Genomic DNA, 17,074 nt, shown 5'->3' on the forward strand with positions numbered 1-17,074 from the left:
ACGCCTCCAGCGCGCCACTCGGCGAGCGCGCGCCTTCCGGGAACCACACCAGCGCATTGCCGGCGCGCAGCGCGGCAAGACCCAGCGCGAGGCTCGACAGCGCCCGCCGCTCGGCATCCATGGGCAGTACCCGCGCCAGGCGCGACACCGCGCGCATGGCGGGGTTGGCCAGCATGATGCCGACCCAGCCCGCCCAGCACAGCGGCCCGAGCGCGCGTGACCCCAGCGCCGCGGCGAGCGCCGGGGCGTCGAGATAACTGCCGTGGTTCGGTGCCAGCAGAAAGGCGCCCTGCGCCGGCAGGTGCTCGCGCCCGGTAACGCGCAGTCGAAACGCCAGCCGCATGACCAGCCACGTCACGGCGAGGGCCACGGCTCGCAGCGGCCACAGCCAGCGCGGCGGGGGGCTCAGCCACCGCCGTTGCTCGGCGTCGAGCGCCGCCTGCGGGTCGTCGAGCAGCGTGGCCGGCGGCGCCGTTTCGGCCAGGCTCACCTCGCGCAGCAGGTCGCGCACGGTGGCGATGCGCGCGATGGCGTCCTCGGACAACTGCGCGCCGCTGCGGGCGGCGATGTCCATGCCGACGTTCAGCCACGCCAGCGAATCGAGGCCGAGATCGAGCTGCATGTGGCTGTCCGGCGTGAGCGGACGGCCCGGCCAGCGCTCGGTGAGGTAGTCCCACACCGCCCGCGCCCGCGGGTCGCGCAGCAGCGCCTCGTCGGCCGCGGGCAGACGCGCGGTCGGCGCCGACCCATCGACCGCCGCGCGCGCCTGCCGGTAACGTTCCGCCAGCAGGTGCCGGCGCAGCTTGCCGAGCGCCGTGCGGGCGAGCGGCTCGTGCGTGACGGCGATCTCGACCACGCGCTGATAGCTCGGCAGGCGCTGCGACTGCTCTGCCACGGCCGCCTGAAGCACGTCCTGAGCGGCATCGCTCGTCTGTGGCACCAGCAGCGCCACCAGCTTGCGACCCACCTGCAATACGGCCGCCTCGGCAATCAGCGCGTGCGCCTGGTAGACCGCCTCCACCTCCTCCGGCTGGATGTTCTTGCCGCTCTCGGTGACGATCAGCGTCGAGGCCCGGCCGAGCACCTCAAGACACCCGTCGGTGTCGAGGCGCCCAAGATCGCCGGTGCGAAACCAGCCGTCCGGCGCGAACGCCTGCGCGTTCGCCTGCGGCAGGTCGAAATAGCCCCCGAACACGCCCGGCCCGCGCACCTCGACCGCGCCCGCCCCGGCCGGCAGGTCCTCGTCGCCCGCGTCGGGCGGCGCAAGCCTCAGCTCGGTGCCCGGCACGGCGCGCCCAGCGCTGCCTGGCCGGCCCTGCCCCGGCAGGCGCAGCGTGAGCAGCGGCGATGTCTCCGTGAGCCCGTAGCCGACCGCGACCTGCCAGCCGAGCGCCGTGAGCGCGGCGTCGAGATCGGCCTCCAGCGCCGCGCCGCCGCAGGCCAGCAGACGCAGGTCCGGCGCCAGTTGCCGGTGCAGCGGCGCCAGGACCCGCCGCGCCACACCGGCGCCAAACCGCGGCGCGAGACGCCGCGCGAGCGTGCGCAGCCCGCGCATCAGGCGCGCGGCCAGCGGCGGCAGCGCGGCGAGCCGCCCGTCGATGCCCTCCAGCAGCGCCCGGTACAGCCGCGGCACGCCGATCAGCACGCTCGCCCGGCCGTCGCGCAGCGCCTGCATGATCTGCGCGCCCGTCGTGGCGCCCGGCAGCAGCAGCGTGAGCCCGGCGGCGAGCGGCAGCAGCAGGCCGATCACGAACGGGTACACGTGGTGCATCGGCAGCGGCAGCAGTACCCGGTCGCCGGGGCGGGCAAGATCGAGTGCCGCCACCGTGCGCACCTGGTACAGCAGGTTGGCGTGGCTGAGCGGCACGCCCTTGGGCGCGCCAGTGGTGCCGGAGGTATAGAACATCACGGCCGGCGCGGCCGGATCGACGTCGCCCGCAGCGACGGCGCGGGCCGCGGGGTCGGCCCCGGCCAGCGCGTCGACCGACAGCACCGGCACCGCAGCGCCCGCCAGGCGCGGTGCCTGGCCCGCGTCGGTCAGCAGCAGGGCGGGCCCAGCGTCGGCGAGCACATGCTGCAGGGTGTCGTCGGCGCCGTGCGCGTCGAGCGGCAGCAGCACGCCGCCCGCCCGCAGCACGGCGAGCGCCGCGATCGCCCACGGCAGGCCGCTTTCGGCCAGCAGCAGAACCCGCCCGCGCGGGGCGAGTCCGTGGCTGACCAGCCGCGCGGCGGCGGCCTCGACGCGCTGCGCGAGCGCGGCGTAGCTGAGCGCCTGCTCGCCGCCCGCGGCAAACCAGCGCAGCGCCGTCCGGTCCCCGTGGCGGCCCAGGCTCCACACCAGGCTGGCGATATCGTGCGCGGCGGCAATCTCGACACTCACGCGGCCTTGACCCTCAAGCGTGGCGACCCGCCCGGCGCGAGCCGCCGCGTACCATACACGCCCCGCCGCCCGCCCCGGAGCCCCGCATGACCGCACCGCGCATCGGCATCGCGCTCGGCAGCGGCGCCGCGCGCGGCTGGGCGCACATCGGCGTGCTGAGGGCACTCGCCGCGGCCGGCATCGAACTCGCCGTCGTCTGCGGCAGCTCCATCGGCGCCGTGGTCGGTGCCGCCTGCGCCGCCGGCCGGCTGGCTGAAATCGAGGCGTTCGCGCGCGGCCTCACCTGGCGCAGCGTGCTGGGTCAGCTCGACCTTCGCCCGGCCGGCGGCGGGCTGTTCGCCGGCGAGCGGGTGTCCCGGACGCTGATCGACCTGATCGGCCACCAGGCCATGCAGACGCTCGGCATGCGCTATGGGGCGGTCGCCACGGAGCTGGGGACCGGCCGCGAAATCTGGTTGCGGGAGGGCGATCTCGCGGTCGCCATTCGCGCGTCGATGGCCTTGCCGGGCGTGCTGGCCCCGGTCGAGGTCGAGGGCCAATGGCTGGTCGACGGTGGCCTGGTCAACCCGGTCCCGGTGTCGCTTTGCCGCGCGCTCGGCGCCGAGCTGGTACTGGGTGTCAACCTGAACGGCGGCATTGCCGGCCGGCGCCGCGCCCTGCCGGCGCCGCTGATTGGTAGGGATGCGGACGGCGACGGCAACGGGCGTCGATCAGGCCGGGCCGGCAAGCTGCTGGCCTCGTTGCTGCCCGTTGGCAGCCCGGCCCCCGGCTACTTCGACGTGATGGTCGGCGCCGTCAACATCATGCAGGACCAGATCACCCGCACGCGTCTTGCCGGTGACCCGCCGGACATTCTGGTCCAGCCGCGGCTCGGCCACATCGGGGTGCTGGAGTTCAATCGCGCCGACGAGGCCATCAATGCCGGCGAGGCGGCCATGCGAGCGCTGTTGCCGGCGTTGCAAGGGTTGATCGGCGAGGCCTGATCGCGCCGTGGGAGCGGCACCTTCGTCGCGAATTGCATGACTTGAACATTCGGCCCGAGGGCAGGCCTCCCACGATCAGTCCTGGTTTGGGAGCGGCGCCCTCGCCGCGCACGATCCGCCGCGGCATTCGGCCCGAAGACGGGCCTGCCCAAATGACTCAGCCGACGACGCCGTCCGCCCACGCCTGCGCAGCGTCGAGATCGTCCGTCAGCACCAGCACGTGCCCGACCTTGCGCCCCGGCCGCGGCGCCTTGCCGTACAGGTGCAGCCGCGCGCCCGGATGCGCCAGGATCGGCGCCAGAGGCGGCTCACCGTCGGTCCACAGATCGCCCAGCAGGTTCAGCATCAGTGCCGGCTTAGGCAACGTCACGTCGCCGAGCGGCAGGCCGCAGATGGCGCGCAGGTGCTGCTCGAACTGCGAGGTGGCGCAGCCGCCGAGCGTGTAATGCCCGGAGTTGTGCGTGCGCGGGGCGATCTCGTTCACCAGCAGCTCGCCGTTCGCCAGCAGGAACATCTCGACCGCCATCACGCCAACGTGGCCAAGCGCCTCCGCCACCGCGACGCCAAGCTCCCGCGCGCGATGGGCGACGGCCGGCGTGATCCTCGCCGGGGCACGCGTGATGTGCAGCACGTGGTGGCGGTGCTCGTTCTCGGCTACGGGATACACCGCAAGCTCGCCGCCGTGGCCACGAGCCAGCACCACCGAGATTTCGCGCTCGAAGGCCACCCACGCTTCCAGCACCGCCGGTGCGCGGCCGAGCGCCGCCCACGCGGCAGCCGGGTCGTCCCCCACGCCGATGCGCAGCTGGCCCTTGCCGTCATAACCCTCGGTGCGGGTCTTGAGCACGGCCGGGCGGCCGACCGTGACGAGCGCCGCTTCCAGCCCGGCGAGGTCATCCACCGCCGCCCAGCCGGTCTGCGGCAGCCCATGGCGGGCCAGAAACTGCCGCTGGCGCAGGCGGTCCTGCACGGTGCCGAGCAATGCGGAGTTCGGGTGCACCTCGCGCACGGTCTCGATCTGCGCCAGCACCGCGGCCGGCACGTGCTCGGTTTCGATGGTCAGCACGTCGCAGTGGGCGGCGAGTTCGAGCGCCGCGTCGACATCATCGAGCCGCGCCTGAACCAGCTCCGCGAACGGCGCCGCGCAGGCATCTGGATCGGGATCGACAGCGCGCACGCGGTAGCCCATGCGCCGCGCTTCCATGGCCAGCATGCGGCCGAGTTGGCCGCCGCCCAGCACGCCGATGGTGGCGCCCGGCAGCAGCATCAGGGCAGTGGGTTGTCGGCCAGCACGGCGGCCGTCTGGCGGGCGCGGTAGTCGTCCAGGCGCGCGGCAAGATCGGCATCCGTGAGGGCCAGGATGGCCGCCGCCAGCAGCGCCGCGTTCACCGCCCCGGCCTCGCCGATGGCGAGCGTGCCGACCGGAATGCCGCGCGGCATCTGCACGATGGACAGCAGTGAATCGACGCCCTGCAGCGTGCGCGACAGCACCGGCACGCCCAGCACCGGCAGGCGCGTCTTGGCCGCCGTCATGCCCGGCAGGTGGGCGGCGCCGCCGGCGCCGGCGATGATGACCTGAAGGCCCCGCCCGGCCGCCTGCCCGGCGTAGTCGAACAGCAAGTCCGGCGTGCGGTGGGCGGACACGACCTGACACTCGTGCGCGATGCCGAGCGCCGTCAGCGTGTCGCTCGCGTGGCGCAGCGTGTCCCAGTCGCTGCGCGAGCCCATGATCACGCCGACCCGCGGCGCCTCGACCTGTGCCTGCTGCATGCCCTCTCCGGGCGGTTCAGCCGCCGGAAAAAAGCGGCGGATGGTACACGACGGCCAGCCGCTGTCGAGCCCGCGCGATCAGCCGTTCTGCCCAGGCCGCCGCGAAGCGGCCGCCAGCGCGCACAGGCACAGCGCCATGAACACCGCCCCGCCCACCGCCAGCGCGTGCTGATACTCGGCCGGACTGTGCGGCGCGAGCACGCCGAGCAGCAACACGGCGAGCGCCATGCTCGCCATCTGTCCGACCAGCCGGGTGGTTTGCAGCAGACCCGCGGCGAGACCGAACGACGACGGCGGCACGGCGGCCAGCGCGGCGTGCTGGTTGGGCGGCACGAACAGCGCGGTCCCGATGCCGATGCAGGCGAGACCCGCCGGCAGCAGGCCGAACTGCCCCGTGATGCCGGTCAACGTGATCAGGCCAAGGCCGGTCGAGGTCAGCGCAAGACCCGCCGTGGTCAGCCGGCGCGCCGGCACGCGATCGGCAAGCCGACCTGCCGGCACGGCGAGCAGCGTTTGCAGCACCGGCTGCACCGCCATCAGCAGGCCGGCCCGCGCCGCCCCGATGCCGACACCGTGCTGCAACACGAGACTCAGCACGTAGCTCAGGCCGAACACGCCGCAGTAGTGCAGCAGCGCCGCGGCGGCCGAGTAGCGCAGCCCTTGTCCGGGCGCGAGCAGGGCAAGATCGATCAGCGGCTGCGGCGTGCGCCGCTGATGCCCGATGAACCACCAAAGCAGCACCGCCGCCGTGCCGAGCAGCAGCAGCGCGTCGGCGTGCTGCGCGCGTCCACTGGCCAGCCAGAACAGACCCAGCGCCGCGCCCAGCAGCAACGCGCCCAGGAAGTCGAAGCGCCCACCGGGCGCGCTCGCCGCGGCGCGCGGCAGCCGTCGCCACAGCGCCACCGCCACGGCGAGGCCAACGCCCCCGGTGAAGTAAAAGATGGACCGCCAGCCGAACGCCTGCGTCAGCACACCCCCCAGCGCCGGCCCGGCGGTGAGGCCGATGTAGGTGACGGTGATGTTGAGCCCGATGGCCCGGCCGCGCCGCTCGGGCGCCACCAGCTGCGCCAGCAGCGCGGGGCCGGTGCCGAACACGCCGGCCGAGCCCACACCTTGCACCAGGCGCAGCGCAATCTGCGCCACCGGATCGACCACCCACGCGCCGAGCAGGGCGGTGATCGCGATGATGGCGACGCCGAGCCCCAGCACTGGCCCGCGGCCGTAAAGATCACCCGCGCGCGCCACCGGCATCATGAACACCGCTGCGGTGACGAAGTAGGCGCTGGTGTACCAACCCGCCTGGGCCGGCGTGAAGCCGCGCGCGGCGATGATCTGCGGCAGCGCCACCACCACCGCGGTGGCAATGAACGGCCCGAGAAAACTCGCGAGCGGAATCAGCACCAGCGCGGCGCCGGGCCGCGCTGGTGCAGCGGTGTGGGCCATGTCAGGCCGGGTGAGGAACGGGCGGTGCCGCCACGCGCGGCGCGCGTTCGCGCCCCGCCAGCAGCAGGTACACGACGGGGACCACGTACAGGCTGAACACCGTGCCGACCAGCAGGCCGCCGATGATGACCCAGCCGATCGGATGCCGCGTCTCGGCGCCGGCGCCGGTCGCGAACGCGAGCGGCACCGCCGCCAGCAGCATGGTGGCGGACGTCATCAGGATCGGCCGCAGGCGCAGGACCGAGGCCTGCACCAGCGCATCCTTCGCCGCTATGCCGCCGGCGCGCAGCTGCCGCGTGAATTCCACGATCAGGATGCCGTTCTTGGCGGTGAGACCGATCAGCATCACCATGCCGATCTGGCTGTACACGTTCAGCGTGTTGCCGGACAGGAACAGCGCCCCGACCGCGCCGGCCACTGCCAACGGCACCGACAGCAGGATCACCAGCGGGTCTCGGAAGGACTCGAACTGCGCCGACAGCACGAGGTAGATGAACACCAGCGCGAGCCCGAAGGTGAACAGCAGCGCCGCGCTCGCCTCCTTGAACTCGCGCGAGATGCCGTCGTAGTCGACCCGCCCACCGGCCGGCAGGATCTGCTTCGCCTCCGCCGCCAGCCAGTCCAGCACCTCGCCCATGGCGTGGCCGGGTGCGATGTTGGCGCTGATCCTGGCCGCGCGCAGCCGGTTGAAATGATTGAGCTCGCGCGGCGCCACCGCTTCGCGCAGCGCCACCACGTTGTCCACCTGCACCAGCGAGCCGTCGCCGGCGCGAAGGTAAATGTCGGTGAGATCGGTCGGCCGGCGGCGCGCGTCGTCGGCCAGCTTCACGATCACGTCGTACTGCTTGCCGGCGCGCTTGAAGCGCGTTACCTCGCGCCCGCCGAGCAGGGATTCGAGCGTGCGACCGACGTCGGCGGCGGTGATGCCGAGATTGGCCAGCTTGTCTCGGTTCACGTCCACCTTCAGCTGCGGTTTGTTGAGCTTCAGATCCGTGTCGAGGTTGACCAGCGCCGGGTTCTGCGCGGCGCGCGCCATCAGTGCGTCGACCGCCGTCTGCAGGTCTTCCCAGGTGTCCGCCTGCAGCACGAACTGCACCGGCGTCTCGCGGTAGCCGCCCATGCCGAGCGAGGCGCGGTTGATCGGAAACGCCAGCACGCCCGGCATGGCGCCGAGCTTGGGGGCCAGTTCGCGGGTGATGTCGAACTGGCTGCGCGTGCGCTCGCCCCAGGGCTTGATGGTGGCGAACGAGGCACCGACGTTGACCGGCGCCGGCCGCTGCACGCCGGGTGACACCACCATGAACAGCGTCTGCATCTCCGGCACGTCATTCAGGATTTTTTCCGCCGCCAGCGTGTTGCGGTACATGTAGTCGTAGGTGGCGCCCTCGGGGCCGATCATCAGCACCACGAAGTCCGAGCGGTCCTCGAACGGCGAAAGTTCGCGCTGGAGCTTGGTGAACATGTACGCGCCGATGCCGCCCACCACCAGCGCCAGCACGATCACCAGCACCCAGCCGCGCAGCGCCGCGCGCAGCGTCGCCTCGTAGGCGCGGTTCATGGCGACAAAAAAGCGCTCCGTGAACTGGTAGGCCGCGTTGTGGCTGGAGTGCCTGAGGATGCGCCCGCACAGCATCGGCACCAGCGTCAGCGCCACGAAGCCCGACACCACGACGGCGCCCGCCACGGCCAGCGCAAACTCGCGAAAGAGGCGCCCCGTGGTGCCGGTCTGGAACGCCATCGGCACGAACACCGCCACCAGCGTGATGGTCATGGCGAGCACGGCAAAGCCGATCTCCCGCCCGCCGGCAAGCGCCGCCTCGCGCGGCGACAGGCCCTCCTCTATGCGCCGGTAGATGTTCTCCAGCACCACGATGGCGTCGTCGACGACCAAACCAATCGCGAGCACCAGCGCCAGCAGCGTCAGCACGTTGATTGAGAAATCGAGCGCGTAGAGGAAAAAGAACGCGCCGACGATGGCGACCGGAATCGACAGGAACGGGATCAGCGTGGCGCGCGGCGAGCGCAGGAACGCGAAGATCACCACCACCACCAGCGCTAGCGCCTCGAACAGGGTCTGGTAGACGGCCTTGACCGACTCCTCGACGAAGGCCGACCGGTCGGTGCCGATCTTGAACTGCATGCCGGGCGGCAGAATGGCCTCGATCTCCGGCAGCATGGCCTTGATGTCGCGCGCCACATCGAGCAGGTTCGCCGTCGACTGTTTGACCACGCCCAAGCCCACCGCCGGCGAGCCGTCCACGCGGATGCCGGAGCGCTCGTCCTCGGCGCCAACCGCGGCGTGACCGACGTCCTTCAGGCGTACCGGGTAGCCGTTGACCTCGCGGATGATCATGTCGTCGAACTGCGCCGGCGTGCGCAGGTCGGTCTCCGACAGCACGGTGAACTCGCGCTGGGTGCTCTCGATGCGCCCCGACGGCACCTCGACGTTCTCGCGCCGCAGGGCGGTTTCCACGTCGAGCGGCGTCAGGCCATAGCCCGCCAGGCGCTCGCGATCCAGCCAGATGCGCATCGAATAGCGCCGCTCGCCGCCGATCAGCACCGTTGCCACGCCAGGGATGGTCTGCAGCCGGTCACGCACCACCCGGTCGGCGTAGTCCGACACCTCGAGCGCCGTGTGGCGGTCGCTGTAGAAGGCCAGCCACATGATGGGATCGGCGTCGGCCTCCACCTTGGAGATGACCGGCTCGTCCACGTCCTGCGGCAGCTTGCTGCGCGCGCGAGCCACGCGGTCGCGCACGTCGGCGGCGGCATCGTCCGGGTCGCGCGTCAGCCGAAACTTGACGGTGATTTCCGACACCTCCTCGCGCGACACCGACTTCATCACGTCGATGCCCTCGATGCCGGACAGCTCGTCCTCCAGCGGCTGGCTGACCTGGCTTTCCATGATCTCGGCGCTGGCACCGCGGTAAATGGTGCGCACCGACACCACCGGCGTGTCGATCATCGGGTACTCGCGCACCGACAGACGCGAGAACGAAATTGCCCCCAGCAGCAGGATCACGAGGCTCATCACCGTGGCCAACACCGGCCGGCTGATCGATACCTCGGTCAGCTTCACGGCGCCGCCTCCGCCGCGCGCACCGCCACCGGCGTGCCGGGCCGCAACTTCATCTGGCCCTCGGTGACCACCGTGTCGCCGGGCGCGAGTCCTTCCACGATCTCGACGATGCCGGGCTCGCGCAGCCCGGTGCGCACCGGCGTCGGCACCACCTTGCCGTCCACCACCTTCAGCACCAGCAACTGCTCGCCGCGCGGCACGATGGCCTGCTCCGGAATCACCAGCGCCTGCGGCCGCTCGCCCACCGTGAGTTCCACCTGCGCAAACATGCCGGGCCGCAGCAGGTGATCCTGATTGGGCACCCGCCCGCGCAGCGCGAACGTGCGCGTGGCGGCGTCAAGACGCGGATCGATGGCGTAGATCTCGCCGACGAACTCGCGTCCTTGCACGGCATCCACGCGCACGCGCAGCTCGCGGCCCGCGGTCATGGCGGCGGCGTGGCGCTCCGGCACGCGGAACTCGATCTTGAGCGGGTCGAGATCCTCCAGATTCACCAGATCCTGGCCCGGCTGCACGTAGGCGCCGGGGCTCACCTGCCGCAGACCGGCAATGCCGTCGAACGGCGCCCGCAGCACGGTCTTGTCGAGCAGAACGCGGTGGCGCGCCAGCAGCGCGCGGGACTCCGCCAGGCGCGCGCTGGCCTGGTCAAAATCCTGCCGGCTCAGCATGTTGGACTTGACCAGATCCTGCGCGCGCTCGAAGGTGAGGCGGTTGGCCTCGACGGTGGCCTCGGTCTGCGCAACCAGGGCACGGTGCTCGGCAGCGTCGAGCGTGATCAGCACCTCGCCGGCCGCAACCGGCTGACCTTCCTCGAAATGGATGCGCGCCAAGCGGCCGGCAATCTCGGGCCGGATCAGCACCGACTCGTTGGCGGCGAGTGTGCCGACCGCGCGCAGCCGATCGGTGAGCGGCTGGGTTTGCGCCTGCGCCGCCACCACCGGCAGGGCCTGCGGCGGCGCCCCAGCCGCCGCCGGAGCCGCTGATGTGGCGGGCTTGTCCGCCCCGGAGCAGGCCACGAGGGTGAACGACAGCACCGCCACCGGCAACAGGCGGCGCGATAACGCGAACGTGTGGGGCATGTTGTTATCCGGGATCGGCGTCCGCCCGCATTACACCAGCCCCTGACCGAACGGTCAAGCGCATGGCCGACCTGTCGCTGCGCACCCCGACCGGGCCGCCTCGGCACCCCGCCGCGGTCAAACCACCGCCGCCCTCAGCAGGCGCTGCCGGTAGGCGTAATAGAGCGCCGGCACCACGATCATGGTGAGGCCAGTCGAGAACAGCGTGCCGAAGATCACGCTGATGGCAAGCCCGCGGAACACCGGGTCGAGCAGCATCACCGTGGCACCAAGAATGTTGGTCAGCGAGGTCAGCACGATCGGCCGCAGACGCAGCGCGCAGGCGGTGCGCATGGCTTCCCGCAGCGTCATGCCCTGCGCCTCGGCGTCCCGGCCAAACTCGATGATCAGCAGCGACGCCCGCACCACCATGCCCACCAGCGCGATGATGCCGACCATGGACGCTCCGGAGAACTCGGCGCCCATCACCAGATGCCCCGGAAACACGCCAATGAAGGCCAGCGGCAGCGCCGCCAGCGCCACCAGTGGAATGGCGAACGAGCGGTAGTACGCCACCAGCATCAGGTACACCACCGAGATCGCCAGCAGCAGCGCGTAGGTCATGTCGCGGTAGGCGTCGAGCATCATGCGCGTCTCGCCTTCCCACAGGACGTTGGTGCCGCCGATGGTGTCCGGCGCCTCGTCGTACAGCCCCAGATTGCCGATGCGTAGCCCACTGCCCCCCACATCGATGGCACGCAGGCGATCGTTCAGGCCGAGCACCGCGTACAGCCCGGCACCGGTCAGGTACTCGCCGCCGACGAAGATCACCCGCTCGCTGTCCTTGTGCAGGATGGGCTCGTCCTCGTGCGTATCCACGACGCGCACCAGCTCCGACAGCGGCACGACCTGGCCGGCGGCGTTGCCGAGCTGAATGCGGTCGAGATCCTGCGGGCGCAGCTCCTCGTGCTGCGGCACCTCTATGCGGATCGGCACCACGTTGCGCTCGTCCGGCAGATGCACGCGCCCGACCGTGGCGCCGTCGAACAGCACGCTGAGCACGTCCGCGATCTGGCGCGTGTTGACGCCGGACAGCGCGGCCTTTTCCTCGTCCACCACCACGCGGTGCCGGCGCACCGGTTCGGTGACCGAGTCGAACACCTCCGCCATGCCGGGCGTGGCGGCGAACTCCCCGCGCACCTTGTCTGCCACCTGCCGCATCTGCGCCAGATCCGTGCCGTACACCTCGGCCAGCACCTTGGCGCGGCTGGGCGGCCCGGGTGGGTCGTCGAAGGTGCGGATCACGCTGCCGGGATAGCGCAGGGACAGCGCGTGCAGGCGCGTGCGCAGTTCCGCCACGATGTCGAGCGAGGTGCGCTCGCGCTTCGCCCGGTGGCTGAGGTTCACGCGCACCTCGGCCTGGTGCGCGCCGTGGCGGCTCAGGCTGCCGCGCAGCAGGTTCGACAGGTCGGTCACGCCCGGCTGCGCCAGCGCGACCAGGTAGTTCTCGACCTCCGGCGTCGCGCGCAGCTCGCGCCCGATGTCGCGCACCAGCGCGTCGGTGGTCTCTACGCTGGCGTGCTCGGGCAGGTCGACAAAGATGTTGAAGGTGTTGATGTCGTCCTTGGGCAAAAAGGTCATCAGCAGGCCAAGAAACGATTTCTCGCCGACCGGACCCGCCGGGCGCAGGTACTGCCAGGCCGGCATCAACGCGGCGAGTGCGATCAACGTGCCCATCGCGACATACAGCGCCCGGCGCGCGCGCGGCCGGTCGAGCAGCAGGCACAGCACGCGGTCATACGCGCCGTAAGCCTGCGCGCTGTGGGCCTGAAAGTCGCCGAGCAGCGGCTTTGGTCGCAACCAGCGCCGCGCCGCCCACGGCGTGACCACGTAGGCGAACACCAGCGACGTGAACATCGCCGTCGGCAGATTGAACACGATCGGGAAGAAGAACTCCCCGGGCATGCCGCTGACGACGATCATGGCCGCGAACACCGCCATCATCGAAAAGGTGGCGAAATTGGTCGCGTTGCCGATCTCGGCGACCGCCAGCACCGCCAGCGCACGGCGGTCGCCGGACGGGTTGTCGGAGTAATGGCGATAGATGTTCTCGACCACCACGATGGCGTCGTCGACCAGCGAACCCAGCGCCAGAATCAGCGCGAACAGCGCCACGCGGTTGATGGTGACGCCGGCGAAACCGTCGGCCATCACCACCGACAGCATCACCAGCGGCACCACCAGCATCACCATCAGGCCCTCGCGCCAGCCGAGCGTGAGCAGCAGCGTGCCGACGACGGTGATGATGGCGATGCCGAGGTGTTCGACCAGCGTGTTGACGGCGTCGTCGGCCTTGTCGCCGTCGTTGCGCGTGGTGACCACCTCGACCCCGGCCGGCACCATCTCGCGCTGCATGTGCCGCACGCGCGCCTGCACCTCGTGGCCAATGCGCACGGCGTTCTCTCCCGCCTTCTTGGCCACGGCGATGGTGACGGCCGGCAACTCGGTGCCGCCGAGCGTCGCGGAGCGCGCGTCGGCCGGCCCGAACGCGAGGCGCGCCATGCTGCGCGGGTGCTGCGGCGGCCCGTCCACCAGCTGTGCCACGTCTTCGAGGTAAATCAGTCGGCCGTCGCTCTCGCCCACGACCAGGCGGAGCAGGTCCTGTCGAGACGCCAGCAGGTTGTCGAGATACACGCCGGCGCGCTCGCCGTGCTCGGTGATGTCGCCCACCGCCAGCGCCAGATTGGACGCCGCCAACCGGGCGAGGCCCTGGTCCAGCGTGACGCCGAAGGCCTGCATGCGCTCGGGCTCGATCTCGACCCGCAGCTCGCGGTCATGCCCGCCGTAAACCTGCACGATGGACACGCCGCGCACGCTGCGCAGGCGCTCGGCCATGCGCTCGGCGATGCGCTTGAGCGCGTAGTCGTCGTAGGCGGCGCCGGCCAGGGTGATGGTCACCACCGGCACGTCGTCGGCGTCGATGGGGGTGATGGCAGGCGCACCGGCCTGCGGCGGCAGGCGCGGGCGCAGTTGCTCCACCTTGTCGTAAACACGCACCAGCGCCGCTTCCTTGGGCACGCCGACGTCGAACTCCACCTGCACCGAGGCCAGCGCGTTGCTGGCGGTGCCGTAGGTGTGCTCGACGTCCGGCATCTCGGACAGTGCCGCTTCGAGCGGCGTCAGCAGCAGGCGCTCGACTTCCTGCGCGCTCGCGCCCGGCATGGCTACACTGACCTGCGCCGCCGGTACCAGAATCTGCGGGTTTTCCTCGCGCGGGGTCAGCAGCAGCGCGAGCGTGCCGAACGCCAGCACGCCCAGAATCAGCAGCGGGGTGAGTTTCGAGTCGACGAATGCACTGGCGAGACGCCCCGCCGCGTTGAACTGCCCGCCGGTCATTGCGCGGGTGCTGCGGGCGCCGTCAGGCGGTCCCCGTCGCGCAGGTCCGCCGGCGGGTTCAGCACCACCCGATCACCCGGCGCGAGACCGGCGGTCACCTCCACGTGGCCGTCGATTTCCCGCCGCGTGCGCAGCCAGCGAAACGCGATTTCGCCGTCCGGCGTGAGCCCGAATACGCCTTCAAGACCGCCGCGCTCGGCAAGCGCCGCCCGCGGCACCGTCAAAACCGACTCGTTGCCCAGCACGAACCGCGCGCGACCGAACATGCCCGGCAGCAGGCCGCCGGTGGCCGACAGGCTGACCTTTACCTCGTAGCGCCGCGTCGCGGGATCGGCCGACGGCACCACGCGCAGCAACCGCCCCGCGTGCGGGCCGGGCACGGCATCGAGCTCCACCTGCACCGGCTGCGCCGGGTCGAGCTGCGCCACACGGCTCTCGGCGACGTAGGTCTGAAACACCAGCGTGTTGCGGGCTTCGAGTTCCAGGATGGGCAGGCCTGGCGTGGCCAGATCGCCCGACTCGCGCAGGCGCGCCACCACGGTGCCGTCGACGGGGCTGGTGATGCTGGTGTAAGCGCGCTGCGCGTTGGCCGTGCCGAGCGCCGCCTGCGCCTCGGCCAGGCGCGCCTGCGCCACGTCGCGGCGGACTTCGGCCTTGCGCAGCGTGTCGATGGGCACGGCGCCGGTCCTGGTCAGCGCGGTGAATTTGTCGACATCGACCCGCGCGTCGGCGAGATCCGCCCGCGCCGACGCCACGCTGGCGGCGGCGCGCTGCACCGCACCGTCCACGTCCGCGGGATCGATCTCGACCAGTACCTGACCCTCGCGCACCACCTCGCCCTCGCGCACGGCGAGCTTGCGGATGAAGCCGCTGATGCGCGACGACAGCTGCACCCGCTCGTCGGCGATTACGCTGCCGGGCACGGTGTAGTACCGCGGCACCTCACGCACACTGGCTTCGTCGAAGGCGATATCGGTGCGGGTGCGCGGCGCGGGGAGGTCAGCGCCATCCCCGCAGGCGGCAAGACACAGCGGCAGCACCCAAACCAGCAGCCGGCAGCCAATCCCTGGCCGGCCGAGGACTGCTTGAATCATTACTTGCGGTCCTTGGCCATCCCTTCCAGGGCGAGTTTGGTCACGTGATCGATGATGGTCTGGCGAAGGTCTTCGGGCGTATCGCTCGGCATCAGGTAGCGCCGCACCGGCTCCAGCGTGAAGTGGCCGATGGTGAGCGCGAGCGCCGAGGCGGCCAGAAACGACGGCTTGAAGTTGTCGGGCTTGAGGTCACGCCCGACGCGCATGATTTCGCGAAACGGCTCGGCGAACACGCGCGTGGCCAGGTACTCCAGGCGCTTCTCGTCGCGCACCAGCAGCTCGCGGCGCAGCATCGGCAGGAACAGCTCGTCGTCGTGCACCGCGTCGACCAGCACCTCGACCACCCGCCGCACCTTGTTCTCGAAGCCTTCGACGCCTTTCAGGGCCTCGCCCATGCGGCCGATGCGGCGCCGGAAGGTGTACTCCAGCACTTCCAGGTACAGCTGTTCCTTGTCGGCGAAGTGGTGGTAGAGCGCGGCCGGCGTGATGCCGCAGGCCTTGGCCAGATCGCGCATCGAGGTGGCGTCGTAGCCCTCGGAAGCGAACAGCGGCGCGGTCTTTTCGAGGATGTCTTCCTTGCTGAGGCGCCGGGAATTTTTCTCCACTGCAGACACCGTCGAATTCCTCCCTGAATGAACGTTAAGCCGCGCGCATCATACCCGGCCGTGTGACAAAAGCCAGCTTCGGCGGGGTCAGCGGTTAGCAAACCCCGCGCCAAAACTGTCTTCCGGGATCAATCGGCGACGTTGGCCGGCTGCCGCGCCGCGGCGCGCCGTCCGAGCAGGTCGGCCACCCGCAGCCCGATTTCGTACAGCAGGCAGATGGGTACCGCCAGCAGGGTCTGCGAGAACATGTCGGGAGGTGTCAGCAGCATGCCGACCACGAACGCACCGACGACCACGTAAGGCCGCGCCTGGCGCAGCGCCGCCACGTCGACGAAGCCGACCAGCACCAGCAGCACCACGATCACGGGCACCTCGAAGGCGACACCAAACGCCAGGAACAACGTCAGCACGAAATCGAGGTAGCTCGACACGTCGGTCATCACCAGCACGCCGGCCGGCGCCGTGGAGGCGAAGAATCCCAGCACCACCGGAAACACCAGAAAGTAGGCGAACGCCATGCCGGCGTAGAACAGCACGACACTGCTCACCAGCAGCGGCATGGCAAACACCCGCTCGCGCCGGTACAGGCCCGGCGCCACGAACGCCCACACCTGGTACAGCACGTACGGCATCGCCAGGTACACCGCCAGCATGCCGGCGAACTTGAACGGCACCATGAACGGCGCCGCCACGCCGGTGGCGATCATGGACGCGCCCTGCGGCAGGCTCTCGATCATCGGCCGGGCCAGCAGCGCATACAGGCGGTTGGCAAACGGCAACAGCGCCCCCATGCACACCAGCACGGCCACCAGCGCGCGCAGCAGCCGCGAACGCAGCTCCAGCAGGTGCGAGATCAGCGACTGGGCGGGGGTCGCGTCAGGTTCCATCATCACGCGGGGTGGCAGATGGATCGGCGGGCGCTGCAACCGGCGGCTTGGCCGGCGCATCATTGTCAACGCCGAGGGTCGAAAGATCCTTTTTCACCGCCGCCAGCGGCTCGGCCACGGGCTCGATCAGTTGCCTCGCCTCCTCGCGCAGGGCCTGGCGAAGTTCTTCCGCCTTCAGTTCCCGATCGATCTCGGCGGTAAAGCGCTGCGCCGTGGCGCGCGCCCGGCCAAGCCACAAACCGGCGGTGCGCGCCGCCCGCGGCAGGCGCTCGGGACCCAGCACCACCAGCGCGATCACGCCGACCAGCAGCAGCTCACCGAACCCAATATCGAACACGGCGGGTTGTCCTCGGGCGCCGGCCGGTGCCGGCACGGGCTG

At 70.9% G+C, this 17,074-nt stretch carries 12 protein-coding genes; 1 reads left to right on the forward strand and 11 read right to left on the reverse strand.

Annotation, left to right across the window (positions count from 1 at the left end; genetic code table 11):
• Positions 1 to 2,380, reverse strand: a 2,380-nt coding sequence (locus AB7F93_RS01490; RefSeq protein WP_428301104.1) for an AMP-binding protein, incomplete at its 3' end; no start/stop codon positions are given.
• 86 nt (positions 2,381 to 2,466) lie between these two features.
• On the opposite strand from AB7F93_RS01490, the gene AB7F93_RS01495 reads away from it, so the two are divergent.
• Positions 2,467 to 3,363, forward strand: coding sequence for a patatin-like phospholipase family protein (locus AB7F93_RS01495; protein WP_428301105.1), 897 nt, complete (start codon positions 2,467 to 2,469; stop codon positions 3,361 to 3,363).
• Positions 3,364 to 3,520: 157 nt separating this feature from the next.
• Here the strand turns inward: AB7F93_RS01495 and AB7F93_RS01500 are convergent, their stop codons facing one another.
• The 10 genes from AB7F93_RS01500 to tatB form a co-directional block, all read right to left on the reverse strand.
• The gene (locus tag AB7F93_RS01500) at positions 3,521 to 4,630 is read right to left on the reverse strand and encodes a 5-(carboxyamino)imidazole ribonucleotide synthase (protein ID WP_428301106.1); all 1,110 of its coding nucleotides are present in this window, start codon (positions 4,628 to 4,630) and stop codon (positions 3,521 to 3,523) included.
• Positions 4,630 to 5,133: a 5-(carboxyamino)imidazole ribonucleotide mutase gene (gene purE, locus AB7F93_RS01505; RefSeq protein ID WP_428301107.1), complete on the reverse strand. Its 504-nt coding sequence runs from the start codon at positions 5,131 to 5,133 to the stop codon at positions 4,630 to 4,632. The genes AB7F93_RS01500 and purE overlap by 1 nt, the downstream gene beginning before the upstream one ends.
• Positions 5,134 to 5,211: 78 nt before the next feature.
• Entirely contained in the window at positions 5,212 to 6,576 is a 1,365-nt protein-coding gene (locus AB7F93_RS01510) for an MFS transporter (protein WP_428301108.1), read from the reverse strand.
• A gap of 1 nt (position 6,577) precedes the next feature.
• The gene (locus tag AB7F93_RS01515) at positions 6,578 to 9,655 is read right to left on the reverse strand and encodes an efflux RND transporter permease subunit (protein WP_428301109.1); all 3,078 of its coding nucleotides are present in this window, start codon (positions 9,653 to 9,655) and stop codon (positions 6,578 to 6,580) included.
• Positions 9,652 to 10,734 (reverse strand): efflux RND transporter periplasmic adaptor subunit, encoded by a 1,083-nt coding sequence (locus AB7F93_RS01520; protein ID WP_428301110.1) that lies wholly within the window; start codon positions 10,732 to 10,734, stop codon positions 9,652 to 9,654. Before AB7F93_RS01520 ends, AB7F93_RS01515 begins: the two co-directional genes overlap by 4 nt.
• Before the next feature lie 117 nt (positions 10,735 to 10,851).
• Positions 10,852 to 14,109, reverse strand: a complete 3,258-nt coding sequence (locus tag AB7F93_RS01525) for an efflux RND transporter permease subunit (RefSeq protein WP_428301111.1) — start codon at positions 14,107 to 14,109, stop codon at positions 10,852 to 10,854.
• Positions 14,106 to 15,203 (reverse strand): efflux RND transporter periplasmic adaptor subunit, encoded by a 1,098-nt coding sequence (locus AB7F93_RS01530; RefSeq protein WP_428301112.1) that lies wholly within the window; start codon positions 15,201 to 15,203, stop codon positions 14,106 to 14,108. The genes AB7F93_RS01525 and AB7F93_RS01530 overlap by 4 nt, the downstream gene beginning before the upstream one ends.
• On the reverse strand, positions 15,203 to 15,817 hold the full coding sequence (locus AB7F93_RS01535) for a TetR/AcrR family transcriptional regulator (protein ID WP_428301113.1): 615 nt from the start codon (positions 15,815 to 15,817) through the stop codon (positions 15,203 to 15,205). Before AB7F93_RS01535 ends, AB7F93_RS01530 begins: the two co-directional genes overlap by 1 nt.
• 119 nt (positions 15,818 to 15,936) lie before the next feature.
• Complete coding sequence (gene tatC / locus AB7F93_RS01540) at positions 15,937 to 16,695, reverse strand: twin-arginine translocase subunit TatC (RefSeq protein ID WP_428301114.1); 759 nt, start codon at positions 16,693 to 16,695, stop codon at positions 15,937 to 15,939.
• The gene (gene tatB, locus AB7F93_RS01545; RefSeq protein ID WP_428301115.1) at positions 16,685 to 17,032 is read right to left on the reverse strand and encodes a Sec-independent protein translocase protein TatB; all 348 of its coding nucleotides are present in this window, start codon (positions 17,030 to 17,032) and stop codon (positions 16,685 to 16,687) included. Before tatB ends, tatC begins: the two co-directional genes overlap by 11 nt.
• Positions 17,033 to 17,074 lie beyond the last annotated feature (42 nt).

This window comes from Immundisolibacter sp., from assembly GCF_050250495.1.
In the GTDB taxonomy this organism is placed as follows: Bacteria; Pseudomonadota; Gammaproteobacteria; order Immundisolibacterales; family Immundisolibacteraceae; genus Immundisolibacter.

Excerpts from the sequence above, each read along its gene's own strand:
- AB7F93_RS01520 (WP_428301110.1), bottom strand. The coding sequence starts at position 10,734 with ATGCCCCACACGTTCGCGTTATCGCGCCGCCTGTTGCCGGTGGCGGTG.
- AB7F93_RS01500 (WP_428301106.1), bottom strand. The coding sequence starts at position 4,630 with ATGCTGCTGCCGGGCGCCACCATCGGCGTGCTGGGCGGCGGCCAACTC.
- purE (WP_428301107.1), bottom strand. The coding sequence starts at position 5,133 with ATGCAGCAGGCACAGGTCGAGGCGCCGCGGGTCGGCGTGATCATGGGC.
- AB7F93_RS01530 (WP_428301112.1), bottom strand. The coding sequence starts at position 15,203 with ATGATTCAAGCAGTCCTCGGCCGGCCAGGGATTGGCTGCCGGCTGCTG.
- tatC (WP_428301114.1), bottom strand. The coding sequence starts at position 16,695 with ATGGAACCTGACGCGACCCCCGCCCAGTCGCTGATCTCGCACCTGCTG.
- AB7F93_RS01495 (WP_428301105.1), top strand. The coding sequence starts at position 2,467 with ATGACCGCACCGCGCATCGGCATCGCGCTCGGCAGCGGCGCCGCGCGC.
- AB7F93_RS01525 (WP_428301111.1), bottom strand. The coding sequence starts at position 14,109 with ATGACCGGCGGGCAGTTCAACGCGGCGGGGCGTCTCGCCAGTGCATTC.
- AB7F93_RS01510 (WP_428301108.1), bottom strand. The coding sequence starts at position 6,576 with ATGGCCCACACCGCTGCACCAGCGCGGCCCGGCGCCGCGCTGGTGCTG.